Source organism: Pseudomonas sp. HY7a-MNA-CIBAN-0227 (assembly GCF_040310325.1).
In the GTDB taxonomy this organism is placed as follows: Bacteria; Pseudomonadota; Gammaproteobacteria; order Pseudomonadales; family Pseudomonadaceae; genus Aquipseudomonas.
This window is the reverse complement of sequence record NZ_JBEOPT010000008.1, coordinates 204578-229668: the sequence shown is the minus strand read 5'-3', so window position 1 is coordinate 229668 and position 25091 is coordinate 204578. Positions and strand designations below refer to the sequence as shown.

The 25091-nt window shown below is 59.8% G+C and carries 25 protein-coding genes and 3 pseudogenes; 17 read left to right on the top strand and 11 right to left on the bottom strand.

Annotated features, from left to right (window positions below; genetic code table 11):
• Position 1: 1 nt before the first annotated feature.
• On the bottom strand, positions 2-247 hold the full coding sequence (locus AAEZ06_RS15870; protein ID WP_149412595.1) for a DUF1127 domain-containing protein: 246 nt from the start codon (positions 245-247) through the stop codon (positions 2-4).
• A gap of 166 nt (positions 248-413) precedes the next feature.
• Between AAEZ06_RS15870 and AAEZ06_RS15865 the strand changes: the two genes are divergently transcribed.
• Together AAEZ06_RS15865 and AAEZ06_RS15860 are read left to right on the top strand one after the other, a co-directional pair.
• Positions 414-1847 carry an aminotransferase-like domain-containing protein gene (locus tag AAEZ06_RS15865; protein ID WP_149412577.1) on the top strand — a complete coding sequence of 478 codons (1434 nt, stop codon included), beginning with the start codon at positions 414-416 and terminating at the stop codon, positions 1845-1847.
• A 62-nt stretch (positions 1848-1909) separates the two neighbouring features.
• Positions 1910-3472: a phospholipase D family protein gene (locus AAEZ06_RS15860; RefSeq protein WP_350615148.1), complete on the top strand. Its 1563-nt coding sequence runs from the start codon at positions 1910-1912 to the stop codon at positions 3470-3472.
• Positions 3473-3559: 87 nt separating this feature from the next.
• Here the strand turns inward: AAEZ06_RS15860 and AAEZ06_RS15855 are convergent.
• The 3 genes and pseudogenes from AAEZ06_RS15855 to AAEZ06_RS15845 form a co-directional block, all read right to left on the bottom strand.
• Positions 3560-4686: pseudogene (locus tag AAEZ06_RS15855) on the bottom strand (MFS transporter).
• 41 nt (positions 4687-4727) lie between these two features.
• A pseudogene (locus AAEZ06_RS15850) lies at positions 4728-4808 on the bottom strand (outer membrane lipoprotein carrier protein LolA); the annotation flags it as partial.
• A 40-nt stretch (positions 4809-4848) separates the two neighbouring features.
• Entirely contained in the window at positions 4849-6342 is a 1494-nt protein-coding gene (locus AAEZ06_RS15845) for an aldehyde dehydrogenase (RefSeq protein WP_350615146.1), read from the bottom strand.
• A gap of 229 nt (positions 6343-6571) precedes the next feature.
• Here AAEZ06_RS15845 and AAEZ06_RS15840 point away from each other — a divergent pair, with 229 nt between their 5' ends.
• Entirely contained in the window at positions 6572-6934 is a 363-nt protein-coding gene (locus tag AAEZ06_RS15840; RefSeq protein WP_149412573.1) for a cupin domain-containing protein, read from the top strand.
• A gap of 167 nt (positions 6935-7101) precedes the next feature.
• Here AAEZ06_RS15840 and rpmG read toward each other — a convergent pair whose 3' ends face one another.
• Together rpmG and rpmB are read right to left on the bottom strand one after the other, a co-directional pair.
• Positions 7102-7257: a 50S ribosomal protein L33 gene (rpmG, locus tag AAEZ06_RS15835; protein ID WP_003176906.1), complete on the bottom strand. Its 156-nt coding sequence runs from the start codon at positions 7255-7257 to the stop codon at positions 7102-7104.
• Positions 7258-7268: 11 nt separating this feature from the next.
• Complete coding sequence (gene rpmB / locus AAEZ06_RS15830; RefSeq protein ID WP_019410280.1) at positions 7269-7502, bottom strand: 50S ribosomal protein L28; 234 nt, start codon at positions 7500-7502, stop codon at positions 7269-7271.
• 458 nt (positions 7503-7960) lie between these two features.
• On the opposite strand from rpmB, the gene AAEZ06_RS15825 reads away from it, so the two are divergent.
• Positions 7961-9553 carry an ABC transporter substrate-binding protein gene (locus AAEZ06_RS15825; protein WP_149412572.1) on the top strand — a complete coding sequence of 531 codons (1593 nt, stop codon included), beginning with the start codon at positions 7961-7963 and terminating at the stop codon, positions 9551-9553.
• 62 nt (positions 9554-9615) lie between these two features.
• Here the strand turns inward: AAEZ06_RS15825 and radC are convergent, their stop codons facing one another.
• Positions 9616-10290 (bottom strand): RadC family protein, encoded by a 675-nt coding sequence (gene radC / locus AAEZ06_RS15820; RefSeq protein ID WP_149412571.1) that lies wholly within the window; start codon positions 10288-10290, stop codon positions 9616-9618.
• A gap of 130 nt (positions 10291-10420) precedes the next feature.
• Here radC and coaBC point away from each other — a divergent pair, with 130 nt between their 5' ends.
• The 5 genes and pseudogenes from coaBC (at position 10421) to argB (ending at position 14676) form a co-directional block, all read left to right on the top strand.
• The gene (gene coaBC / locus AAEZ06_RS15815; protein ID WP_149412570.1) at positions 10421-11629 is read left to right on the top strand and encodes a bifunctional phosphopantothenoylcysteine decarboxylase/phosphopantothenate--cysteine ligase CoaBC; all 1209 of its coding nucleotides are present in this window, start codon (positions 10421-10423) and stop codon (positions 11627-11629) included.
• Between the two features lie 5 nt (positions 11630-11634).
• Complete coding sequence (gene dut / locus AAEZ06_RS15810; protein WP_133100770.1) at positions 11635-12090, top strand: dUTP diphosphatase; 456 nt, start codon at positions 11635-11637, stop codon at positions 12088-12090.
• 65 nt (positions 12091-12155) lie between these two features.
• Positions 12156-12314: a hypothetical protein gene (locus AAEZ06_RS15805; RefSeq protein WP_178114370.1), complete on the top strand. Its 159-nt coding sequence runs from the start codon at positions 12156-12158 to the stop codon at positions 12312-12314.
• A 30-nt stretch (positions 12315-12344) separates the two neighbouring features.
• Positions 12345-13748 (top strand): annotated as a pseudogene (locus tag AAEZ06_RS15800) (phosphomannomutase/phosphoglucomutase); the annotation flags it as partial.
• A gap of 22 nt (positions 13749-13770) precedes the next feature.
• Positions 13771-14676, top strand: a complete 906-nt coding sequence (gene argB / locus AAEZ06_RS15795; protein WP_149412568.1) for an acetylglutamate kinase — start codon at positions 13771-13773, stop codon at positions 14674-14676.
• A gap of 68 nt (positions 14677-14744) precedes the next feature.
• Here argB and pyrE read toward each other — a convergent pair whose 3' ends face one another.
• Positions 14745-15389, bottom strand: coding sequence for an orotate phosphoribosyltransferase (pyrE, locus tag AAEZ06_RS15790; protein ID WP_133100767.1), 645 nt, complete (start codon positions 15387-15389; stop codon positions 14745-14747).
• 82 nt (positions 15390-15471) lie between these two features.
• Here pyrE and crc point away from each other — a divergent pair, with 82 nt between their 5' ends.
• Positions 15472-16251 (top strand): catabolite repression control protein Crc, encoded by a 780-nt coding sequence (gene crc, locus AAEZ06_RS15785; protein ID WP_003176915.1) that lies wholly within the window; start codon positions 15472-15474, stop codon positions 16249-16251.
• 62 nt (positions 16252-16313) lie between these two features.
• On the opposite strand, the gene AAEZ06_RS15780 is transcribed toward crc, so the two are convergent.
• Together AAEZ06_RS15780 and rph are read right to left on the bottom strand one after the other, a co-directional pair.
• Positions 16314-16682: a DUF4870 domain-containing protein gene (locus AAEZ06_RS15780; protein WP_149412567.1), complete on the bottom strand. Its 369-nt coding sequence runs from the start codon at positions 16680-16682 to the stop codon at positions 16314-16316.
• 23 nt (positions 16683-16705) lie between these two features.
• A complete protein-coding gene (gene rph / locus AAEZ06_RS15775; protein WP_149412566.1) occupies positions 16706-17428 on the bottom strand; it encodes a ribonuclease PH in 723 nt (240 codons plus the stop codon).
• Positions 17429-17680: 252 nt separating this feature from the next.
• Between rph and AAEZ06_RS15770 the strand changes: the two genes are divergently transcribed.
• The 6 genes from AAEZ06_RS15770 (at position 17681) to AAEZ06_RS15745 (ending at position 22989) form a co-directional block, all read left to right on the top strand.
• Positions 17681-18544 (top strand): YicC/YloC family endoribonuclease, encoded by an 864-nt coding sequence (locus AAEZ06_RS15770; RefSeq protein WP_149412594.1) that lies wholly within the window; start codon positions 17681-17683, stop codon positions 18542-18544.
• Between the two features lie 12 nt (positions 18545-18556).
• Entirely contained in the window at positions 18557-19177 is a 621-nt protein-coding gene (gene gmk / locus AAEZ06_RS15765; protein WP_149412565.1) for a guanylate kinase, read from the top strand.
• Positions 19178-19343: 166 nt separating this feature from the next.
• Complete coding sequence (gene rpoZ, locus AAEZ06_RS15760) at positions 19344-19604, top strand: DNA-directed RNA polymerase subunit omega (RefSeq protein ID WP_133100762.1); 261 nt, start codon at positions 19344-19346, stop codon at positions 19602-19604.
• Between the two features lie 60 nt (positions 19605-19664).
• Positions 19665-21770, top strand: coding sequence for a bifunctional GTP diphosphokinase/guanosine-3',5'-bis pyrophosphate 3'-pyrophosphohydrolase (spoT, locus tag AAEZ06_RS15755; protein ID WP_149412564.1), 2106 nt, complete (start codon positions 19665-19667; stop codon positions 21768-21770).
• A 24-nt stretch (positions 21771-21794) separates the two neighbouring features.
• Positions 21795-22175 carry a deaminase RidA gene (ridA, locus tag AAEZ06_RS15750; protein ID WP_003176922.1) on the top strand — a complete coding sequence of 127 codons (381 nt, stop codon included), beginning with the start codon at positions 21795-21797 and terminating at the stop codon, positions 22173-22175.
• A 70-nt stretch (positions 22176-22245) separates the two neighbouring features.
• Positions 22246-22989 carry a hypothetical protein gene (locus tag AAEZ06_RS15745; protein WP_149412563.1) on the top strand — a complete coding sequence of 248 codons (744 nt, stop codon included), beginning with the start codon at positions 22246-22248 and terminating at the stop codon, positions 22987-22989.
• Between the two features lie 39 nt (positions 22990-23028).
• On the opposite strand, the gene AAEZ06_RS15740 is transcribed toward AAEZ06_RS15745, so the two are convergent.
• Positions 23029-23886, bottom strand: coding sequence for an SDR family oxidoreductase (locus AAEZ06_RS15740; protein ID WP_350615136.1), 858 nt, complete (start codon positions 23884-23886; stop codon positions 23029-23031).
• Between the two features lie 194 nt (positions 23887-24080).
• On the opposite strand from AAEZ06_RS15740, the gene exbB reads away from it, so the two are divergent.
• Complete coding sequence (gene exbB / locus AAEZ06_RS15735) at positions 24081-25091, top strand: tonB-system energizer ExbB (protein ID WP_149412561.1); 1011 nt, start codon at positions 24081-24083, stop codon at positions 25089-25091.

The following is a 25091-nucleotide window of genomic DNA, read 5'->3' as shown; positions in this document are numbered from 1 at the left end:
CTTACCCGCGCCAGAACGGCTTCAATCCTTCCCGTCGCGCCTGCCCGGGGCTCAAGCCGATATCGCGCAACTGCTCCGCGGTCAGCTCCAACAGTGCCTTGCGCGTGTGCCGACGGTGCCAGAAAAGGGCCCAGCGGCTGAGGAAGGAAGGTGCATTGCGGCGGATGCACACGCCCGTCGCCCGCTCCTGCCCTGCTGCCAGCTCCTGACTGTGTAGCGCCAGCCGTACATCGCTCAAGCCGTTCATTTTGCTGCCCCTCATCTACCTGTTGCCATGAGTGACCATGATGAGTCGAGCGTCGAAACCAATACAGATCCAAACAGCCAGCATTAAATCCATACAGATACTGCCTATCTTTGACTGAATCGTGTATTTTCGCTTCATCTGTACTGGTTAACCGGGAGCAAACGCCATGACCCTCTATGTAAACCTCGCCGAACTGCTGGGCACTCGCATCGAACAGGGCTTCTACCGCCCCGGCGACCGGCTGCCCTCGGTACGGGCCTTGAGTGTCGAACACGGGGTCAGCCTGAGCACTGTGCAGCAGGCCTATCGGCTGCTGGAAGACAACGGCCTGGCGATGCCAAAGCCTAAATCCGGTTACTTCGTGCCCGTGGGCCGAGAGCTACCGGCATTGCCAGCGGTGGGCCGCCCGGCCCAGCGCCCGGTGGAAATATCTCAGTGGGACCAAGTACTGGAACTGATCCGCGCCGTCCCGCGCAAAGACGTCATACAGATGGGCCGGGGCATGCCGGATGTTCTGTCACCCACCATGAAACCTCTGCTGCGCAGCCTGGCGCAGGTCAGCCGCCGACAGGATATGCCCGGCCTGTATTACGACAACATCTACGGCTACCTGGAGCTGCGCGAGCAGATTGCCCGCTTGCTGCTGGACTCTGGCTGCCAACTGAGCGCCCAGGACCTGGTGATCACCACTGGCTGCCATGAGGCGCTGTCCACCAGCATCCGCGCCACTTGCGAGCCGGGCGATATCGTTGCAGTTGACTCGCCGAGCTTCCACGGTGCCATGCAGACCCTCAAGGGCGCGGGCATGAAAGCCCTGGAAATCCCTACCGACCCGTTGACCGGCATCAGCCTCGAAGCCCTGGAGCTGGCGCTGGAGCAGTGGCCGATCAAGGCCATACAGTTGACGCCTAACTGCAACAACCCGCTGGGCTACATCATGCCGGAGTCACGCAAACGGGCGCTGCTGACACTGGCCCAGCGCTTTGACGTGGCGATCATTGAGGACGATGTATATGGCGAACTGGCCTACAGCTACCCGCGACCGAGAACCATCAAATCCTTCGACGACGATGGCCGCGTCCTGCTGTGCAGTTCCTTCTCGAAAACCTTGGCGCCGGGCCTGCGGATCGGCTGGGTAGCGCCGGGCCGTTATCTGGAACGGGTGCTGCACATGAAATACATCAGCACCGGCTCCACCGCCACCCAACCACAGATCGCCATTGCCGAATTTCTCAAAAATGGGCATTTCGAACCTCATTTGCGGCGGATGCGCACTCAATACCAACGTAATCGCGACCTGATGCTCGACTGGGTCAGCCGCTACTTCCCGACCGGCACCCGCGCCAGCCGCCCCCAAGGCAGCTTCCTGTTGTGGGTGGAGTTGCCGGAGGGGTTCGACACCCTGAAGCTCAATCGGGTGCTGATCGACCAAGGCGTGCAGATTGCTGTGGGAAGTATCTTTTCCGCCTCAGGCAAATACCGTAACTGCCTGCGGATGAACTACGCTGCCAAGCCAACGCCGCAGATTGAAGAGGCGGTGCGCAAGGTCGGTGCGGCGGCCATCAAGTTGCTGGCCGAAACGGAGCAAGGCCTGGACTGACCTTTCGCGGAAAATTACCGTCATATGGCGATAACCGCCCTGATTCGGAACCCACACCCTTGATGAGCCAACGGCTTTTAGCGCTTTTCCTGCTGGGATTCCTGGGCGTGGCCGGTTGCGCCACCGTGAATGTGCCGCGTACACCCAGCCAAGCCATGCCAGCGATGGACTCCTCCTTCGGCCGCTCGATCCAGGCCCAGGCCGCGCCGTACCAGGGCCGCTCTGGATTTCGCCTGCTGCCCAACAGCAGCGAAGCGTTCATGGCCCGCGCCGAACTGATCCGCAACGCCCAGACCAGCATCGACCTGCAGTACTACATCGTTCATGACGGCATCAGCACGCGGATGCTGGTGGAGGAACTGCTCAAAGCCGCTGACCGTGGCGTGCGGGTGCGTATCCTGCTGGATGACACCACCAGCGATGGCCTGGACGAGATCATCGCCACCCTCGCCGCCCACCCGCAGATCCAGATTCGCCTGTTCAACCCGCTGCACCTGGGCCGCAGCACCGGAGTGACTCGGGCCATGGGCCGGCTGTTCAACCTGTCGCTGCAACACCGGCGCATGCACAACAAGCTGTGGCTGGCGGACAACAGCGTGGCCATCGTCGGTGGACGCAACTTGGGGGATGAGTATTTCGATGCCGAACCCAACCTGAACTTCACCGATATCGACATGCTCAGCGTCGGGCCGGTGGCCGAGCAACTGGGCCACAGCTTCGATCAGTACTGGAACAGCGCCCTGAGCAAACCGATTGACGAATTCATCTCCACTGCGCCTTCCTCGCGCGACCTGGCCGCCGCCCGCTTGCGCCTGGAAGAATCCCTGGCCGAGTCCCGCCAGCAAAACCACGCACTCTATCGCCGCCTGATGGCCTACAAAACCCAGCCGCGCATGGACATCTGGCGCCGCGAGCTGATCTGGGCGTGGAACCAGGCTTTATGGGATGCGCCGAGCAAAGTCCTGGCTAAGGCCGATCCCGATCCACGGCTGCTGCTGACCACGCAACTGGCACCGGAAATGGAAGGCGTCAGCCACGAACTGATGATGATTTCAGCCTACTTCGTGCCCGGCCAACCTGGCTTGCTGTACCTGACCGGCCGGGCCGACGCGGGTGTATCGGTAAGCCTGCTGACCAACTCCCTGGAAGCCACCGACGTGCCAGCGGTGCACGGTGGCTACGCGCCCTACCGCAAGGCGTTGCTGGAGCATGGAGTGAAGCTGTACGAGCTGCGCCGTCAACCGGGAGGCGGCGGCAGTGGCCCGCATCTGTTGCGCAGCGGTTCATTCCAGGGCTCGGATTCCAGCCTGCACAGCAAGGCGATCATCTTTGACCGGAAAAAATCGTTTATCGGCTCCTTCAACTTCGACCCGCGTTCAGTGCTGTGGAACACCGAAGTCGGCGTGTTAGTGGACAGCCCGGAGCTGGCCGAACACGTGCGCAACCTGGCGCTGGAAGGCATGGCGCCGGCTTTGAGTTATCAAGCCAAGCTGCAGGATGGGCAAGTGGTGTGGGTGACGGAAGATAACGGCCAGCTGCATACGCTGCCCCGTGAGCCGGGGAGCTGGTGGCGCAGGTTCAATGCCTGGTTCGCCACCACTGTTGGCCTGGAGCGCATGTTGTAGCGAGCTTGCTCGCGAAAAACCCGAGAGCGCGGCGTTCATTCAGGCAGCAAACGTTATCGTTGACGACCATCGCGAGCAAGCTTGCTCCTACACGGACTGTGTAGCGCCAAATGCGCCTTGGCGCAGCAGCAAAATCAGCAGCCCAAACGCCCCCGCCGCCATCAGCAATGGCAGCGCATGCCCGCTAACCCACTGGCTGCCTGCGCCGGCCACCAGTGGCCCGATCAAGCAGCCGATCCCCCACAACTGCGCGATATGGGCATTGGCGCGCACCAGCGCATCGTCGCGGTAGCGCTCGCCGATCAGGATCAACGATAAGGTGAACAGGCCACCGGCACTGGCACCAAACAGCACCCACACCGGCCAGATCAGCAATGTATCCAGCAGCAGCGGAATCGCCAGGCTCGACCCCAGCAACAGCAGTGCGCAACCCATAAACAGGGTGCGCCGGGGCAGGTAATCGGCAATTGCAGCAGTGCATCGCCCACTACCACCGTACTGACCATGGCCAGGGCAATCTCGGCCGTGAAACCTTGTTGCAGGCAATACACCGGTAGCAGCGTAAGAATCATCGCCTCGAAGGCAGCGAACAAGGCCACCGCCCAGGCAATTGCTGGCAAGCCCTGGCAGAAGCGCAGCAAGTCGCCAAAGGTCACACTGAGGGATTCGGCGGTCGGTGCCCCTGATCGACCCAAAAGCACTATCGGTGAGACGGTCAGCAAGCCCACGCCGACCCAGAAGCCAATGTCGTTATCCGTGCCCAGCGCGCCCAGCAACAGCGGCCCCGACAGCTGGCTCAGGGCATAGCTGCAGCCATACAGCGCCACCAGCCGCCCTCGCCATTGCTCCACCACCAGTTGGTTGATCCAACTTTCGCCGAGGATGAACACAATGGTCAGGATCACCCCGATCATCAGGCGCAGCACCAGCCACACCGGATAGCTGGGCAATACCGCCAGCAAGCCGATGGAAATCGCACCGGCCCACAGGCACAGACGCATCAGGTTCGCCGTGCCCAACCGCGAGGCCAGGCCACTGGACACCTTGGCCCCCAACAACACACCGAAGGCCGGCATCGCCGCCATGACACCGATAGCAAAGCTGCCGTAGCCCCAGCTTTCCAGGCGCAGGGACACCAGCGGCATGCTCATGCCCAGGGCGAGGCCGACGCTCAACACTGAGGCCAGGACGGCGAAGTAAGTCGCCCAACGCATTTACATGCTCCTGTGGATAATTATTTTTCAGACCGTAAACGAACTGTAGGAGCGAGCTTGCTCGCGAAAAACCTGAGAGCGCTGCGTGCATTCAGCATGCCCGCGTCATCGTTCAAGTCCATCGCGAGCAAGCTCGCTCCTACAGGGGATCGCCGGGGTTACTTACAACTTGATCCAGGTCGCCTTCAGCTCGGTGTACTTGTCGAACGCGTGCAGCGACTTGTCGCGGCCGTTGCCCGATTGCTTGAAGCCACCAAATGGCGCGGTCATATCCCCGCCATCGTATTGGTTGACCCATACACTACCGGCACGCAGGGCCTTGGCGGTCAGGTGCGCCTTGGAGATGTTGGCAGTCCACACCGCAGCGGCCAGGCCGTACGGGGTGTCGTTGGCGATCTCGATGGCTTCTTCAGCGCTGTCGAAGGTAATGACCGACAGCACCGGGCCGAAGATTTCTTCCTGGGCGATTTTCATCGCGTTGTTCACACCGTCGAAAATCGTTGGCTCAACGTAGGTGCCACCGGTTTCCTGCAGGATGCGCTTGCCACCGGCCACCAGCTTGGCGCCATCGGCATGCCCGGACTCGATGTACGACAGCACGGTGTTCATCTGCTGGGTATCCACCAGCGCGCCGACGTTGGTCGCAGGGTCCAGTGGGTTGCCCGGCTTCCAGCCCTTGAGCGCTTCAATCACCAGCGGCAGGAAGGTGTCCTTGATCGAGCGTTCGACCAGCAAGCGGGAACCTGCAGTGCAGACTTCGCCCTGGTTGAAGGCAATGGCGCCAGCAGCGGATTCGGCAGCGGCTTGCAGGTCCGGGGCATCGGCAAACACGATGTTCGGGCTCTTGCCGCCGGCTTCCAGCCACACGCGCTTCATGTTCGATTCGCCGGAGTAGATCAGCAGTTGCTTGGCGATCTTGGTGGAACCGGTGAACACTAGGGTATCGACGTCCATGTGCAACGCCAAAGCCTTGCCCACTGTGTGGCCGTAGCCCGGCAGCACGTTGAGCACTCCTTGGGGGATACCGGCTTCGACGGCCAGGGCGGCGATGCGGATGGCGGTCAGCGGCGATTTTTCGGACGGTTTGAGGATCACCGAGTTACCGGTGGACAGCGCCGGCCCCAGCTTCCAGCAGGCCATCATCAGTGGGAAGTTCCACGGCACGATGGCAGCAACCACCCCGATCGGCTCACGGGTCACCAGACCCAGTTGGTCATGGGGCGTGGCAGCGACTTCGTCGTAAATCTTGTCGATGGCTTCGCCGCTCCAGCTCAGGGCTTGCGCGGCGCCAGGGATATCGATGCCTAGGGAATCGCTGATCGGCTTGCCCATGTCCAGGGTTTCCAGCAGCGCCAGCTCCTCGGCATTGGCCTTGAGCAGTGCTGCGAAACGGATCATGGTGGTTTTACGCTTGCTTGGCGCCAGGCGCGACCAGACACCAGAATTGAAGGTGGCACGGGCATTTTCAACGGCGCGCTGGGCGTCGGCGACGTCACAGCTGGCGACGGTGGTCAGCAGGCGGCCATCGACCGGGCTGATGCACTCGAAGGTCTCGCTGGAGACGGCAGCGGTGTATTCGCCATTGATGTAGGCGCGACCTTCGATCTTCAGATCCTTGGCGCGTTGTTCCCAGTCGGCACGGGTCAGGGTGGTCATGCGAGTGTCCTCCTCTTATTAAATACAAGGGCCCGGCATGGTGCTCGGGTACCTTTGAAGAATGCTGCCCGGCCAGCCAGCTGTTCGGCTCAAGGCACCCACCACCCTAAACCAGCCGCCGGGGATGTTTCAATATATTTGACACAACAGCGGTAAACACCCTTGCGATGTTCATTTTAATAAACATAGACTTTGAGCCCTCCATCCGCAGGCCAGACGGGATACGCACATGAACATTCAGAATATCGTCGACTTCAGCCAGGCCAAGACCGAGCCCGAGCGCTATCGCCCGGCCGCGGAAAAAATCCTCAAGGGCGATCCCGAGCAAACCGTCTACAACCACTACAACAGTCCATGTGGCCAGATGAGCGCTGGGGTCTGGGAAGGTGCCGTTGGGCAATGGAAGGTCAACTACAGCGAACATGAATACTGCGAAATCGTACAGGGCGTTTCCGTACTGCGAGATGTCGACGGCAACGCCAAGACCCTGCGCGCCGGTGATCGCTTCGTGATTCCGGCAGGTTTTATCGGCACCTGGGAAGTGCTGGAGGCGTGCCGCAAGATCTATGTAGTGTTTGAACAAAAGGCCTGATTTATCTACCGCCCTGACATACACCTTCTACGAGATTTTGTTGCGATGCCTTGGGTCCAAGGCAAAGCGGCAGGGGCCTTTTTACTGCGGCTGCGCAGCGAGGGCTTTTCGAGCGCAAAAAAAAGCCCGCATCGTGAGATGCGGGCTTTTTTCAGAAAGAAAACCAATTACTTGATTTTGCCTTCTTTGTAGATCACGTGCTTGCGAACGCGCGGGTCGAACATTTTCTTTTCGAGCTTGTCCGGGGTAGTACGCTTGTTCTTGTCGGTAGTGTAGAAGTGACCAGTACCGGCGCTAGAGATCATTCGAATCAATTCACGCATGATATAGCTCCTTAAATCTTGCCAGCGCGGCGGATTTCGGCCAGCACGACAGTGATGCCACGCTTGTCGATGATGCGCATGCCTTTAGCAGATACGCGCAGACGAACAAAACGTTTCTCTTCTTCAACCCAGAAGCGGTGATGCTGCAGGTTAGGCAGGAAACGACGACGGGTTTTGTTATTTGCGTGGGAAATGTTATTCCCAGTCACCGGACCCTTACCGGTAACTTGACAGACTCTCGACATGCCTCAGCCCTCTAAAACCACATGCCCAACCCGGCATGGGTTGGCCGCTTAATCTCTCAGTCATTTGGCGCCAGGCGCCGCGTTTCTTTAGGGTCTTACCGGCTACACCTACTAGCGAAGGAACCGGGCCCCTAGAAAAGAGCGCTGCTTTATACCAGAAAGACCCAAGTGCAACAACAGTCCGTGTATTTTTACCGGTATAAATCTCGCCCACAAACGCCTGAACCGTTGCCAGGGTGGGCCGCTGCACGAGTGAACCGCTCGTCGCACAGAATGATTTACAGCGCTTGCGCACACCGTAAGATGTCCGGCAAAACGACCTGAGACGCCATCAAAACAGCATTTGAGGCAAAAGCACAGGCAAAAATGGGCTAGTCATTTATCAATCAGCCCACTACGGTAGGACTTTTCCAGACTGCACTCGCAGATGGGCCTTCGATCTGCAAAGGAAACCGACCATGCGCCTCGCTGCCCTGCCGCTATTGCTAGCCCCGCTTTTTCTTGCTCCGCAGGCCTTGGCGGCCACCACTTTGAGCGTCTGCACCGAGGCCAGCCCCGAAGGGTTCGACGTGGTGCAATACAACTCGCTGACCACCACCAACGCCTCGGCAGACGTGCTGATGAATCGCCTGGTGGACTTCGACGCCGCCAGCGGCACACTGACTCCCAGCCTGGCCGACAGCTGGGACGTCTCGCCAGACGGCCTGACCTATACCTTCAAACTGCACCCAGGTGTTAAATTCCACCGCACCGAGTATTTCAGCCCAAGTCGCACCTTGACCGCTGAAGACGTGCGCTTCAGCTTCGAGCGCATGCTCGATCCGGCCAATCCGTGGCACAAGATCGCCCAGAGCGGCTTCCCGCATGCGCAATCCCTGCAACTGTCGGCACTGATCAAGAAAATCGATGCGCTGGACCCACTGACCGTGCGCTTTACCCTGGACCATGCCGACTCAACGTTCCTGGCCGCACTGAGTATGGGTTTTGCCTCGATATACCCGGCTGAATACGCCGATAAATTGCTCAAGGCTGGCACCCCGGAAAAGCTCAACAGCCAACCGATCGGTACCGGGCCGTTCATTTTCGGGCGTTTCCAGAAAGACGCATCTATCCGCTACAAGGCCAACCCGGAGTACTTCGCCGGTAAACCTGCTGTGGATAACTTGATCTTTGCCATCACCACAGACGCCAACGTCAGGCTGCAAAAGCTGCGACGCAACGAGTGCCAGATCGCCCTGTCGCCCAAGCCCCTGGATATTGGCGAAGCCCAGCAGGACGCTGCACTCAAGGTAGAAAAAACCGCTGCCTTTATGACCGCCTTCGTCGCTATCAACAGCCAGCATCCGCCTCTGGACAAGCCAGAAGTACGTCAGGCGATCAACTTGGCTTTCGACAAGGCCAGCTACCTCAAAGCGGTATTCGAAGACACTGCCGAAGCCGCCAATGGCCCTTTCCCACCTAATACCTGGAGCTATGCCAAGGAATTACCAGGCTATCCCCAGGACGTCGCCAAGGCCAAGGTGCTGCTCGAAAGAGCCGGCCTCAAGGACGGTTTTAAAACTACTATCTGGACCCGACCTTCAGGCAGCTTGCTCAACCCCAACCCAAGCCTTGGCGCTCAGTTGTTGCAAGCGGACCTGGCTAAAATTGGCATCCAGGCCGAAATACGCGTGATCGAGTGGGGTGAGCTGATCCGCCGCGCGAAGGCCGGCGAACACGACTTGCTGTTCATGGGCTGGGCGGGCGACAACGGCGACCCGGATAACTTCCTGACCCCGCAGTTCTCCTGTGCGGCGGTGAAATCCGGCACCAACTTCGCCCGTTATTGCGACTCCGCACTGGACAAGCTGATTAGCGCCGGCAAGACCACCAGCGAGCAAGGGGTGCGCAGCAAGCTGTATCAACAGGCACAGGCGCAGATCCAGCAACAGGCACTGTGGCTGCCGCTCGCACACCCCACGGCCTTTGCCCTGACGCGCAAAAATGTCGAGGGGTATCAGGTCAGCCCGTTCGGGCGTCAGGATTACTCGCAGGTGAGCGTCAAGCCATAAGCTGCAAGCTGCAAGCTGCAAGCTAACTTGAGGCTTGCAGCTTGCCCCTTGCAGCTGCCTTTCTACATCCACCCGTACTCGGCCATGGACAACGGATCCCCGTCGCCAACAATGATGTGGTCCAGTACCCGCACGTCGACCAACTCCAGGGTTTTTTGCAAAAGCTTCGTCAGCTTGCGGTCGGCAATGCTTGGCTCGGCGCTCCCGGAAGGATGGTTGTGACACAGGATCAGCGCAGCCGCGTTATAGGCCAGGGCACGCTTGACCACTTGCCTTGGGTACACCGTGGCATTGTCGATGGTGCCTTGAAACAACTTCTCAAAACCCAACACCCGATGCCTTGAATCGAGAAACAGGCAGCCGAATACCTCGTGGGGTTCATGGCGCAACAGCGCCTTGAGGTAATCGCGCACTGCCATTGGGCTTTCCAACGCCGAATCGTGCCGCAGGCGCTCGGCCAGATGGCGCTGGGCCATTTCCAGCACGGCCTGGAGCTGGGCAAACTTCGCCGGGCCCAGCCCCAGGTGCTGGCTGAATTGCGCCTGTTTGGCCTCCAGCAGAGCACGCAAACTGCCGAACTGCTTCAGCAGATGACGCGCCAGATCCACCGCACTTTTGCCCGCCACCCCGGTGCGCAGAAAAATCGCCAACAATTCGGCATCGGAAAGATTTGCCGCACCCAACTCCAAAAGTTTCTCCCGCGGGCGCTCCGCCGCGGGCCAATCGCGAATACTCATAGCACCTCCGTGTGCATGTGCGCCGCTGTTGCGTGGCGGTCGCTGTGTTATCTTAGCCCATCTTTTTGCGTGCGATTTCACCTGGGGAGGGGGCATCGCAACGCCATCACTGAACTGGAAAGGCAAGCCAATGCAGCGTCTGTATCGGAAACGCATCGTTCTCGGCGTCGGCGGCGGCATTGCCGCCTACAAGAGCGCAGAACTGGTTCGCCGGCTTCTGGACCAAGGCGCCGAAGTGCGCGTGGTCATGACCCGTGGCGGTAGCGAGTTCATCACCCCGTTGACCATGCAGGCCCTGTCCGGGCACCCGGTTCACCTGGACCTGCTGGACCCGGCGGCGGAAGCCGCCATGGGCCATATCGAGCTGGCCAAGTGGGCCGACCTGGTGCTGATCGCGCCCGCCACCGCCGACCTGATCGCCCGCCTGGCACAGGGCATCGCCAATGACTTGCTGACCACGCTGGTGCTGGCCACCGACGCTACCGTCGCCATAGCTCCCGCGATGAACCAGGCCATGTGGCACGACCCAGCCACCCAAGCCAATACCCAACTGCTGCAAAGCCGTGGCCTCAAGGTCTTCGGCCCGGCATCCGGCAGCCAGGCCTGCGGCGACGTGGGCATGGGCCGCATGCTCGAAGCCACTGACCTGGCGCTGTGCGCCGCCGAGTGTTTCCAGCACCTGGCCCTGACCGGCAAGCACGTGCTGATCACCGCAGGTCCGACCCAGGAAAACATCGACCCGGTGCGCTACATCACCAACCACAGCTCCGGAAAAATGGGCTTTGCCCTGGCCGAAGCAGCGGTAGAAGCCGGCGCTCGCGTCACCTTGATCACCGGCCCCGTGCACTTGCCAACGCCTGACCGTGTCACCCGCATCGACGTGGTCAGCGCCCGTGACATGCTCGCGGCCTGCGAAGCGGCAATCCCTTGCGACCTGTTTATCGCCTCGGCAGCGGTCGCGGACTACCGCCCGGAAGTCATTGCTCCACAAAAACTCAAGAAAGACCCTACGAGCGGCGACGGCCTGCTCCTGCAAATGGTCCGCAACCCGGATATTCTGGCGACTATCGCCACCCATCCAGATCGCCCGTTCAGCGTCGGTTTCGCGGCCGAAACCGAGCATCTGCTGGACTATGCTGCTCGCAAATTGAAAGACAAAAACCTCGACCTGATCGTTGCCAATGATGTCGCCAACCCAAGCATCGGCTTCAACAGCGAGGAAAACGCCTGCAGCGTGATCGACCGCGAACTGCACGCCACCCTTTTCGTCCAGACCAGCAAAGGCAAGATTGCCCGCCAACTGATCTCTTTTATCGCCCAACGGCTGAACCAGGTTTAATTTCCATGCACGCTTTGCAAGCCAAGATCCTCGACCCCCGCATCGGCAACGAATTCCCGCTGCCGGCCTACGCCACACCGGGTTCCGCCGGCCTCGACCTGCGTGCCATGCTCAAGCAGGACACCGTTCTTGAGCCTGGCCAGACCCTGCTGATCCCTACCGGCCTGTCAATTTATGTGGGTGATCCCGGCTTGGCTGCACTGATCCTGCCGCGCTCCGGCCTGGGCCACAAACACGGCATCGTCCTCGGTAACCTGGTGGGCCTGATCGACTCGGACTATCAGGGCGAACTGATGGTGTCTTGCTGGAACCGTGGCCAGACCGCTTTCAACATCGCGGTCGGCGAGCGCATTGCCCAGTTGGTGCTGGTTCCGGTCGTGCAGGCGCACTTTGAACTGGTTGAAGAGTTCGACGAAACCCAACGCGGCGCAGGTGGTTTCGGGCATTCCGGCAGCCACTGACCACGCTGATCCAGGCCGGGCACCCTGCCCGGCCCGCAGCCAACGCATGGCTTTCAGGATGAATAATGCGCAGCGCCTATCAAGAAGATTTGCCTTGTGAAATCAAGGTATTAAGCGGTAAGGGAAGTGGTTCCGCTGCGCAGGTGGCACTTTTGCACCACGAACTCTATGCCAAAAATGCCGTCATACCCTTCAGTCTGAGCCTGCCGGTCAGCAACATTTAGGCCTGTCCAGCCCCGTATCGATGGAGTTTCCCAGTGATGAGCAACGCAGCCCACGTCGCACCGACATTTCCCGACAGCATCTTCCGCGCCTACGACATCCGTGGCGTCGTTCCCAAGACCCTGACCGCCGAAACCGCCTACTGGATCGGCCGCGCCATTGGCTCCCAGAGCCTGGCCCAGGGCGAGCCCAACGTTTGCGTGGGCCGTGACGGGCGACTGTCCGGCCCTGAGCTGGTGGAGCGACTGATTCAGGGCGTGGCCGACAGCGGCTGCCATGTCAGCGATGTCGGCCTGGTGCCAACCCCAGCGCTGTACTACGCCGCCAATGTGCTGGCTGGCAAGTCGGGCGTGATGCTCACCGGCAGCCACAACCCGTCGGACTACAACGGCTTCAAGATCGTGATTGCCGGCGACACCCTGGCCAACGAACAGATCCAGGCCCTGCACACCCGCCTCAAGACCAACGACCTGACCAGCGGCAAGGGCAGTATCACCAAGGTCGACATTCTTCAGCGCTACTCGGACGAAATCACCCGCGACATCAAGCTCGACCGACGCCTCAAAGTGGTGGTGGACTGCGGCAACGGCGCAGCTGGCGTGATCGCCCCGCAACTGCTCGAAGCCCTGAACTGCGAAATAATCCCGCTGTTCTGCGACGTCGATGGCAATTTCCCCAACCATCACCCGGACCCGGGCAAACCTGAAAACCTGGTGGACTTGATCGCCAAGGTCAAGGAAACCGGTGCTGACCTGGGCCTGGCGTTCGATGGCGACGGCGACCGTGTTGGCGTGGTGACCAACACCGGCAATATCGTGTTCCCGGACCGCTTGCTGATGCTGTTCGCCCGCGACGTGGTGGCACGCAATCCTGGCGCTGAGATCATCTTCGACGTCAAATGCACCCGCCGCCTGACACCGCTGATCAAGGAATACGGTGGTCGCCCACTAATGTGGAAGACCGGTCATTCGTTGATCAAAAAGAAAATGAAGGAAACCGGTGCCCTGTTGGCTGGCGAAATGAGCGGGCACGTGTTCTTCAAGGAGCGCTGGTTCGGCTTTGACGACGGTATTTACAGCGCCGCGCGCCTGCTGGAGATCCTCAGCAAGGAGAAATTCACCGCCGAAGACCTGTTTGCGACCTTCCCGGACGATATTTCTACGCCGGAAATCAATATCCATGTGACCGAAGAGAGCAAATTCAGCATCATTGACGCACTGCACGATGCGCAATGGGGCGAAGGCGCCAACCTGACCACCATTGATGGCGTGCGAGTCGATTACGCCAAAGGCTGGGGCCTGGTTCGCGCGTCCAACACCACGCCGGTGCTGGTGCTGCGTTTCGAAGCGGATACCGAGGCTGAGCTGCAGCGCATCAAGGATGTCTTCCACGCCCAGTTGCAACGTGTTGCCCCTGATCTCCAACTACCGTTCTGATTTTTTTGCACCGGAGCCCTGAATGACCCTCGAACGCGAAGCCGCCGCCAACACCGCCAAGGTCCTTTCCGAAGCGTTGCCTTACATTCGACGCTACGTCGGCAAGACGTTGGTGATCAAGTACGGCGGCAATGCCATGGAAAGCGAAGAGCTGAAAACCGGCTTTGCCCGCGACATCGTGTTGATGAAAGCCGTCGGGATCAACCCGGTGGTAGTTCACGGTGGCGGCCCGCAAATCGGCGACCTGCTCAAGCGCCTGTCCATCGAGAGTCACTTCATCGATGGCATGCGCGTGACTGACGCGCAGACCATGGACGTGGTGGAGATGGTTCTCGGCGGCCAGGTGAACAAGGACATCGTCAACCTGATCAACCGTCACGGCGGCAGCGCAATCGGCCTGACCGGCAAGGACGCCGAGTTGATCCGGGCAAAGAAGCTCACCGTCACCCGCCAGACGCCGGAAATGACCCAGCCGGAAATCATCGATATCGGCCAAGTGGGTGAAGTGATCGGGATCAATACCGACCTGCTGAATCTGCTGGTCAAGAGCGACTTCATCCCGGTGATCGCGCCGATTGGCGTGGGTGCCAACGGCGAGTCCTACAACATCAACGCCGACCTGGTGGCCGGCAAGGTGGCCGAGGCGCTGAAGGCCGAGAAGCTGATGCTGCTGACCAACATCGCCGGTTTGATGGACAAGTCGGGAGCGGTCCTGACCGGCTTGACCACCCACCAGGTGGACGACCTGATCGCCGACGGCACCATCTACGGCGGCATGCTGCCGAAGATTCGTTGCGCGCTGGAAGCGGTGCAAGGCGGCGTCGGCAGCTCGCTGATTCTCGATGGCCGGGTTCCAAATGCGATTTTGCTGGAAATCTTCACCGACACCGGTGTGGGTACGCTGATCAGTAATCGCAAGCGCCCTTAAACAGCGCTGAAACAAAAAGACCCCGCTCAACCTTGTTGGGCGGGGTCTTTTTTATTGCTCGGGAAAAATCAGACGCCGAACTGCTCGCGATACGCCTGCACTGCCGGCAAATGCTGCTTGAGCTGCGGATCATCTGCCAGAAACTGCAACACCTGGTTCAGCGATACGATGCTGACCACTGGAATCGCGAAGTCACGCTCCACTTCCTGGATCGCTGACAACTCACCGTTGCCTCGCTCCTGGCGGTTCAAGGCGATCAACACCCCGGCGGCCTTGGCGCCATCCTGGGATGCGATGATCTGCATCACTTCACGAATCGCCGTACCAGCGGTGATCACGTCATCGATAATCAGCACATCGCCAGTCAGCGGAGCACCTACGAGACTGCCACCTTCACCATGGGCCTTGGCTTCCTTACGGTTGAAGCACCACGGCAAATCCCGGCCGTGATGCTCAGCCAGGGCCACGGCGGTCGCGGCGGCCAGCGGGATGCCTTTGTAGGCCGGACCGAACAGCACGTCGAAGGAAATACCGCTTTCAACGATGGCCGCCGCATAGAAACGACCCAACTGCGCCAGGGCAGAACCCGAGTTGAACAGGCCCGCGTTGAAGAAGTACGGGCTGGTGCGCCCGGATTTGAGAGTGAACTCACCGAAGCGCAAAACACCGCGATCGATGGCAAAACGAATGAAATCGCGTTGATACGCCTGCATGAAAAAAGCCTCAGATACCACGGATTTAGCTAATTAGGTAGACGGCGTGTATCATACACGCACGCGATTTTTGGGGCCATTTATGCGGATCATCAGTGTGAACGTCAATGGTATTCAGGCTGCAGTCGAGCGTGGTTTGCTCAGTTGGCTGCAAGCCCAGAATGCCGACGTCATCTGCCTGCAGGACACCCGCGCCTCCGCCTTTGAACTGGACGACCCAGCCTTCCAACTGGATGGCTACTTCCTTTATGCCTGTGATGCCGAAGTTCCCGCCCAAGGTGGCGTGGCTTTGTATTCGCGGTTGCAACCCAAGGCGGTCATCAGCGGCCTCGGCTTCGAGACAGCCGACCGCTACGGGCGCTACCTGCAAGCCGATTTCGACAAGGTCAGCATCGCGACCTTGCTGCTTCCATCAGGGCAGAACGGCGATGAAGACTTGAACCAAAAGTTCAAGCTAATGGACGATTTCGCCCGTTATCTGGATAAACAGCGACGCAAACGTCGCGAGTACATTTACTGTGGCTCGCTGTACGTGGCGCAACAAAAGCTGGATATCAAGAACTGGCGCGACAGCCAGCAATCCCCGGGCTTCCTGGCGCCGGAACGGGCCTGGATGGACGAGATTGTCGGCAACATGGGCTATGTTGATGCCCTGCGCGAAGTCAGCCGCGAAGGTGACCAGTACAGCTGGTGGCCGGACAACGAACAGGCTGAGATGCTCAACCTGGGCTGGCGTTTTGACTACCAGTTGTTGACCCCTGGCCTGCGCCGCTTTGTTCGCAGTGCACGCTTGCCGCGTCAACCACGGTTCTCGCAGCACGCGCCGCTGATCGTGGACTACGACTGGACCTTGACCATCTAAGGTCGATTCCAGGATGCAAAAAAGCCGACATCGCTGTCGGCTTTTTTGTTTTTTGTGGGCGCCTATTTAACAATCCGCCAGGTAAACGGATACCGATAGGGAATCCCCTGGTTGGCCTTGATCCCACCAATAATGGTCAGTACCAGCGCACCGATCAATACCAACGCCAGCAGCGCAAAGCCAATCAGCACGAACATCAGCAGGTAGCAAATCGCCGAAGCAATGGCCACGGTGATCTGGAAGTTCAACGCTTCCTTGCCCTGGGCGTCGATGAACGGGTCCATCTCACGCTTGACCTGCCACAGAATCAACGGTCCCAGCAGGTTACCGAACGGAAACCACATCCCCAGAAACGCCGCGAAGTGACAGAACATCGCCCACTGGCGAACTTCCTGGCTCGGTGTTGGCTGTGGAAGCTGACTGTCACTCATGGCCTTGCCTCCTTGGGCGCTGCTTAGTCAGCCAGAGCGGCGTTCTGCAGTTCGAACAGTTCGGTCATGCCTTTCTGGGCTAATGCCAGCATGGCGTTCAACTCGGCTGGCTGGAATGGCGCGCCTTCGGCCGTGCCCTGGACTTCGATGAAACCACCGGAATTGGTCATCACCACGTTGAGGTCGGTTTCGGCAGCCGAATCTTCAAGATAGTCCAGGTCCAGCACAGGCTCGCCCTGGTACATGCCTACAGAAACTGCAGCAATCATCTGCTTGAGTGGATCGCCGCCTTTCAGGCCGCCGCGCTTCTTGATCACTTTCAAGGCATCGACCAGAGCAACCATCGCACCGGTGATGGACGCGGTACGGGTGCCGCCGTCGGCCTGGATCACGTCGCAATCGACGTACAGGGTGACGTCGCCCAGCTTGGTCATGTCCAGCGCCGCACGCAGGGAACGCCCGATCAGGCGCTGGATTTCCAGGGTGCGGCCGCCTTGCTTGCCGCGGCTGGCTTCACGCTGGTTACGCTCGCCAGTGGCGCGCGGCAGCATGCCGTATTCGGCGGTCAACCAACCCTGGCCCTGGCCCTTGAGGAAGCGCGGTACGCCATTTTCGACACTAACGGTGCAGATAACCTTGGTATCGCCAAACTCGACCAGTACAGATCCCTCGGCGTGTTTGGTGTAGTTGCGGGTGATGCGGATCGAGCGGAGCTGATCGGCAGCGCGACCACTTGGACGTTTCATAGGGGAACACCTGTACGGAGGACGAAAAACTGCCGAGCATTATAGAGCCGCCAGCCGCGCCTGGGCAGTTCTAAAAAATCCGGTTACCAAGAAGCGCTCTGAAGCGTGCCTTCAACCCTTTGTCACAGCCAGCGTTTGGGGCCGCTCGTTGCGTTGCGCTACAATCCTGCGCCTTCGCAGCCTGTCGGCTTCAATTCACCCATCAGCCCGCCCTACCCCACGGTTTGCGGGACTGCATCGCGAGGTACCTCCATAGTGCACAGCATGACCGCCTTTGCCCGCGTCGAAAAAGCCGGCGTCCAGGGCACCCTGAGCTGGGAGCTGCGTTCGGTCAACAGCCGCTACCTGGAACCGCACCTGCGCTTGCCGGAGTCCTTTCGCGATCTCGAAGGCGCGGTCCGCGAAGCGCTGCGCCAGGGCCTGTCCCGTGGCAAGCTCGAATGCACCCTGCACTTTACCGAGGAGACTACCGGCAAGCCGCTGCAGGTCGACCGCGAACGGGCCGCACAACTGGTAGCCGCCGCCGAAACCATCGCCAGCCTGATCAAGCAACCCGCCGCGTTGAACCCCCTGGAAGTCCTGGCCTGGCCCGGCGTGCTGGTGGCTGACGCCACCGACCCACAAGCCCTGAACGCTGAAGCCCTGGCCCTATTCACCCAAGGCCTTAAGGAACTCAAGGCCGGCCGCGAGCGCGAAGGCACCGAACTGGCCCGGCTGATCAACGAGCGCCTGACCTCCATAGAAGAAGACGTAGTCATCCTGCGCGAGCTGGTGCCGCAGATGCTTGCCACCCAGCGCCAGAAGGTCCTCGACCGCTTCGCCGACATGCAGGCCGAACTTGATCCGGTGCGCCTGGAGCAGGAAATGGTCCTGCTGGCGCAAAAGAGCGACGTCGCCGAAGAGCTCGACCGCCTGAGCACCCACATCGTGGAAGTTCGCCGCGTGCTCAAGTCCGCCGGTGCCGCTGGTCGGCGCCTGGACTTCCTGATGCAGGAACTCAACCGCGAAGCCAATACACTAGGCTCCAAGGCCTTCGATCCGCGCAGCACCACCGCTGCGGTCAACCTCAAAGTGTTGATCGAGCAAATGCGCGAACAAGTACAGAATATTGAGTAAGGCTACCCCGACATGACCCACAGCACCGGCACCCTGTACATCATTTCCGCCCCTTCGGGCGCGGGCAAGAGCAGCCTGGTCAAGGCCCTGACCGACACTGATCAGGAGATCCGTGTCTCGGTCTCCCACACCACCCGCGCCATGCGCCCTGGCGAGGCAAACGGGGTGAACTATCACTTCGTCGAACGCAGCGAGTTCGTGAAGATGATCGAACACGGTGACTTCCTGGAGCGTGCCGAAGTATTTGGCAACCTCTATGGCACCTCGCAAAGCCACTTGCAGCAGACCCTGGACGAAGGCCACGACCTGATCCTGGAAATCGATTGGCAGGGTGCCGAGCAAGTGCGTCAACTGATGCCCAAAGCCCGCTCGATCTTCATTTTGCCGCCGTCTCTTGAAGCCTTGCACCAGCGCCTGACCAATCGCGGCCAGGACAGCGACGAGATCATCGAAGGCCGCATGCGCGAAGCCGTCAGCGAAATGAGCCACTACGTCGACTACGACTACCTGATCATCAACGACGATTTTGCCCACGCACTGGAGGACCTGAAGTCGATTTTTCGTGCCAATCAGCTCCAGCAAAAACGCCAGCAACAACGTTTTGGCAAATTATTGGCCGAATTGCTCGGCTGACAGGCTCTTCCCAAAGCCGCTGCAAGGGCCTTACATTGGCACTTGCAGCGCGTTTGCGATGGCCGGTGAAAATCAGCGCTTCCCTAAACGCTGGTGATTTTTTAAACTGTTCAGTCCGCTCGCCCAACCGGGCAGCGCGCATATTGCATTCGCTCCGAGGAATACCATGGCCCGCGTAACCGTTGAAGACTGCCTAGACCACGTGGAAAACCGCTTTGAACTGGTCATGCTCTCTACCAAGCGTGCCCGTCAACTGGCCACTGGCGGCAAAGAGCCCCTAGTGCAGTGGGAAAACGACAAGCCTACCGTTGTGGCCCTGCGCGAAATCGCGGCTGGCCTGATGAGCTACGAGTTCATCGCCAACGCCGAAATCGTTGAAGACGAACCACTGTTCGCGTTCGAGGACGAGTCCAACGAGGCCGTCTAAGCCTATGCCAGGTCGGCGCAGCACGGCGCGGGGTCAACGCTTGCGGCAGGAGTCATTCCTTTGCCGAGCATAGACGCCCTCGCCGATCGCTTATCGACCTACCTCGGCCCAGACCAGGTCAACCTGGTCCGCCGAGCGTATTTCTACGCCGAACAAGCCCACGACGGCCAACGCCGGCGCAGCGGCGAGGCGTATGTCACCCATCCTCTTGCGGTGGCCAATATTCTTGCCGACATGCACATGGACCATCAGAGCCTGATGGCTGCGATGCTGCATGACGTGATCGAAGACACCGGTATTGCCAAGGAAGCGCTCAGTGCGCAATTTGGCGAAACCGTGGCCGAGTTGGTCGACGGGGTCAGCAAACTGACCCAGATGAATTTCGAGACCAAGGCCGAAGCCCAGGCGGAAAATTTCCAGAAGATGGCCATGGCCATGGCTCGGGATATCCGGGTAATCCTGGTCAAGCTGGCTGACCGGCTGCACAACATGCGCACGCTGGAAGTGCTGTCCGGTGAAAAACGCCGGCGTATCGCCAAGGAAACCCTGGAAATCTACGCGCCCATCGCCAACCGGCTGGGCATGCATGCCATTCGTATCGAATTCGAAGACCTCGGCTTCAAGGCGATGTACCCAATGCGTTCCGCGCGCATCTACCAGGCAGTCAAGCGCGCCAGGGGCAATCGCAAGGAAATCGTCAACAAGATCGAAGAGTCCCTGAGCCATTGCCTGGCGATCGACGAGATCGAAGGCGAAGTCAGCGGCCGGCAGAAACACATCTACGGCATCTACAAGAAGATGCGCGGCAAGCGTCGAGCCTTCAACGAGATCATGGACGTCTACGCGTTTAGGATTATCGTCGACAAGGTCGATACCTGCTACCGCGTACTGGGTGCTGTACATAATTTGTACAAACCCCTGCCGGGACGTTTCAAGGATTACATTGCCATTCCCAAGGCCAACGGCTATCAGTCGCTGCATACCACGCTGTTCGGCATGCACGGGGTTCCGATCGAGATCCAGATCCGCACTCGGGAAATGGAAGAGATGGCCAACAACGGCATCGCCGCCCATTGGCTGTACAAATCCAGCGGCGACGAGCAGCCCAAGGGCACTCATGCCCGCGCCCGCCAGTGGGTCAAGGGCGTACTGGAAATGCAGCAACGCGCCGGCAACTCCCTGGAATTTATCGAAAGCGTGAAGATCGACCTGTTCCCGGACGAGGTCTACGTCTTCACGCCCAAAGGCCGGATCATGGAGCTGCCAAAAGGCTCCACTGCGGTCGACTTCGCCTATGCGGTGCACACCGACGTGGGCAACAGCTGCATTGCCTGCCGGATCAACCGCCGCCTGGCCCCGCTGTCAGAACCGCTGCAAAGCGGCTCCACGGTGGAAATCGTCAGCGCACCCGGCGCACGCCCAAACCCGGCCTGGCTCAACTTCGTGGTTACCGGCAAAGCGCGCACCCATATTCGCCATGCCCTGAAGCTGCAGCGTCGTTCCGAGTCCATCAGCCTGGGCGAACGCCTGCTGAACAAGGTGCTCAACGGCTTTGGCAGCTCCCTGGAAAAAATCCCGGCAGAGCGCATACAGGCGATGCTCCACGAGTACCGCCAGGAACTGATCGAAGACCTGCTTGAAGATATCGGCCTGGGCAATCGCATGGCCTATGTAGTCGCCCGCCGCCTGCTGGGCGAAGGCGAACAGCTGCCAAGTCCCGAAGGCCCACTGGCAATTCGCGGCACCGAAGGCCTGGTGCTCAGCTACGCCAAGTGCTGCACGCCGATTCCGGGGGACCCCATTGTCGGCCACTTGTCCGCGGGGAAAGGCATGGTCGTGCACTTGGATAACTGCCGCAATATCAGCGAAATCCGCCACAACCCGGAAAAATGCATCCAGCTGTCCTGGGCCAAGGATGTCACCGGCGAATTCAACGTCGAGCTGCGGGTCGAGCTGGAACACCAGCGCGGCCTGATCGCCCTGCTGGCCAGCAGCGTCAACGCAGCCGACGGCAATATCGAGAAAATCAGCATGGACGAGCGCGATGGTCGCATCAGCGTGGTCCAACTGGTGGTCAGCGTGCACGACCGCGTGCACCTGGCCCGCGTGATCAAGAAACTGCGTGCCCTGACCGGAGTCATCCGCATCACTCGCATGCGTGCGTAGCCCACCCATTACAAGGAGTCATTCATGACCAAGACAGTAATTACCAGCGACAAGGCACCTGCAGCCATCGGCACTTATTCCCAGGCGATCAAGGCAGGCAACACCGTTTACATGTCCGGCCAGATTCCCCTGGACCCAAAAACCATGGAACTGGTTGAAGGCTTCGAAGCCCAGACGGTACAAGTCTTCGAAAACCTCAAGTCGGTCGCCGAAGCCGCTGGCGGTTCGTTCAAGGACATCGTCAAGCTGAACATCTTCCTCACCGACCTGAGCCACTTCGCCAAGGTCAACGAGATCATGGGCAAGTACTTCGAACAACCGTACCCAGCCCGCGCCGCCATCGGCGTTGCCGCTCTGCCAAAGGGCGCACAGGTTGAGATGGACGCGATTTTGGTCATCGAGTAAAACACCCGGCGCAGCTCTTCTTCTCTATAAAAAGACGGTTGCGCCGACTTCGTTTTGAAAGGATTTTGTAATGCGCAAAGCGCTCGTTGCCTCTTCATTGCTTGCCCTGCTGCTCAGCGGTTGCGCCAGCAATCCTGCCGACCTTGATGTCAGCGGCACCTGGATCAACCAAGTCGCCATTGATACAGCGTCCAAGGGCGGCCCTTTGCGTGAAGCCTTGCAGGCCTATGGTCCGAACCTCGAATGGGAGGTCAACACCAAGGCCAACCAGGCGCGCTACTTCAATGGTTTTGAACGCCCTGAAGGCAAGCTGCTGGGCGAAAAGTCCGGCGCCTGGAGTGTTGATTTTTATGGCAGCTCCACCACCGAGCTCAAGCGCGATGGCAAACAACTGTTGCAAGTCGCCAACGACAACGAGCCGGAGCAACTATTCGATCGCTCCCAGGACCCCGCCCCCGAAGGTGCACCCTTGGGCGCCAACTTTGAACGAGCCTTGTACTCGGCCTATATGGGCGGCACCTGGAAAATCACCAGTGGCGACGGCCAAGGCGCCACCGTGCAATTTCAAGCCAGCGGCCAAGTGACCGGTTTGCCAGGAGCAGACCAGTACTCGCTGTGCCTGGCTGGCGATTGCGCCTCCATGAGCGGCGGCTACGACAGCATCTGGCTGCAACAAGGCGGCCAGGGCAACCCGTGGATTTTTGCCCGTAAAGGTGCGCAACTGGAGATCTTCCAGGCCATCAATACTTCTCAGGCTGACGAAGTGCCTTCGTTTACTCCAGGGTCGCGGCAGTGGTTGCTGGAAAAGCAATGAAAAAAAGGAGCCCGAGGCTCCTTTTTCTTTGGCTGACACTCAGCGCCCGCCCTCAAGAATCGCCGCATACCCTTCGCGATAACTTGGATAAGTCGGCACCCAGCCCAACGCCTTGGCCCGTGCGTTGCTGCACTGCTTGCTGCCGGCACGGCGCACGCTGGCATCCTCGGCCCACTCAGTGACGCCCAGGTACTCACGCAACCAGCCCACCACTTCAGCTAATGGCGCAGGCGCATCGTCGACGCCGATATAGCAGTCATCCAGCGAACCACCCTGCTCCACATGCCTTAACAGAAAGGCCAACAGGCCCGCCGCGTCATCGACGTGTATTCGGTTGCCGTACAAGGGTGGATCAATCGCCACGCGGTAACCCTGGCGCACCTGGCTTAACAACCATTCGCGACCTGGGCCGTAAATGCCGGTCAAGCGCACTACGCTGGCCGGGACGCCGCTCTTCAGCGCGACCTGTTCAGCCTCCAGCATGACCTGGCCCGAGTAGCCGCCTGCCTGAGTCTGCGAGTTTTCATCGACCCACTCACCGTTCTGCTGCCCGTAGACACTGCTGCTGGAGACGAACAACAGATGCTTGGGCTCCTGGCCATAATCTTTCAGCCAATCGAGCACATGTTGCAACCCTTGAACATAAGCGGCGCGATAGCCTGCCTCATCGTGATCGGTAGCAGCCGCGCAATACACCAGGTAATCCACCCCGCCCACTGGCCAGGTGTCCGGGCAGTCTTCAATGAACAGATCACCGGCAATGCCGATCACCCCTTCAGGCAGGCGTGAAATATCACGCCGCAGGCCATGAACCTCCCACCCCGAGGCCAGCAATTGGGTGGCCAGGCGGCTACCAACATCGCCACAACCGGCAATCACAACAGAAGGCGCAGACATCACAAAACTCCATTCTTAAATGGTCAAGATTAGCCTTCACAGACGACCAGCGGCTAGCAAACTGAGAAATAAAGTAACTGTATTACTTTTGTTAACAAGAATTACTTGCAATAATAACCACCCATTTGTCCTCGACCCGCTCCGCTCCGGTCTGGCAGGACAACCACTCATTTTTTCTCTCAGGTCCGGCCAGCATGACGCGCAATAAAATCCCCGCTTCGCCAACCAAGCCTCACAGTCCATCCCGCTTCTCGCGTGCGATCGCTGCGGTGCTGTTCAGCGTTCTGCTGGCACCGACCGCTGCGTTCGCCGATGCAGCCGCCCCGGCTGCCCAGCCAGCTACCACCGCGCCGGCAGCGGTGGCTCCAGCACCAGAACACAACGCAGCAGCGCCTGGCGCTCCGGCTGCCGCACCTGCGGCCACCGACCCGGTCGCAGCCGACGGCGTTGCTCCGGATGACGAAACCGGCGTTGTGCTGGAAGAAGACAACACCCTGGGCATGGCCCATGACCTGTCGCCTTGGGGCATGTACCAGAACGCCGACATCATCGTGAAGATCGTGATGATCGGCCTGGCCATCGCCTCGATCATCACCTGGACCATCTGGATCGCCAAGGGCTTCGAACTGCTGGGCGCCAAACGCCGCCTTCGCACTGAAATCGTCAACCTGAAGAAAGCCACCACCCTTAAGGAAGCCAGCGAAAGCGCGGCGAAAAAGGGCACCCTGGCACACCTGCTGGTCCACGACGCACTGGAAGAGATGCGCCTGTCGGCCAACAGCCGCGAAAAAGAAGGTATCAAGGAGCGTGTGAGCTTCCGTCTTGAGCGCCTGGTTGCAGCTTGCGGTCGCAACATGAGCAACGGTACTGGCGTCCTCGCCACCATCGGTTCCACCGCGCCTTTCGTCGGCCTGTTCGGTACCGTGTGGGGCATCATGAACAGCTTTATCGGCATCGCCAAAACCCAGACTACCAACCTCGCTGTGGTTGCTCCCGGCATCGCCGAAGCCCTGTTGGCAACGGCCCTGGGCCTGGTGGCGGCGATTCCTGCGGTGGTGATCTACAACGTCTTCGCCCGCTCGATCGCCGGATACAAGGCTCAGGTGTCGGATGCGTCGGCAGAAGTCCTGTTGCTGGTAAGCCGTGACCTCGATCACCAGCCTACCGAGCGCAGCTCGCAACCGCACATGGTGAAAGTGGGGTAA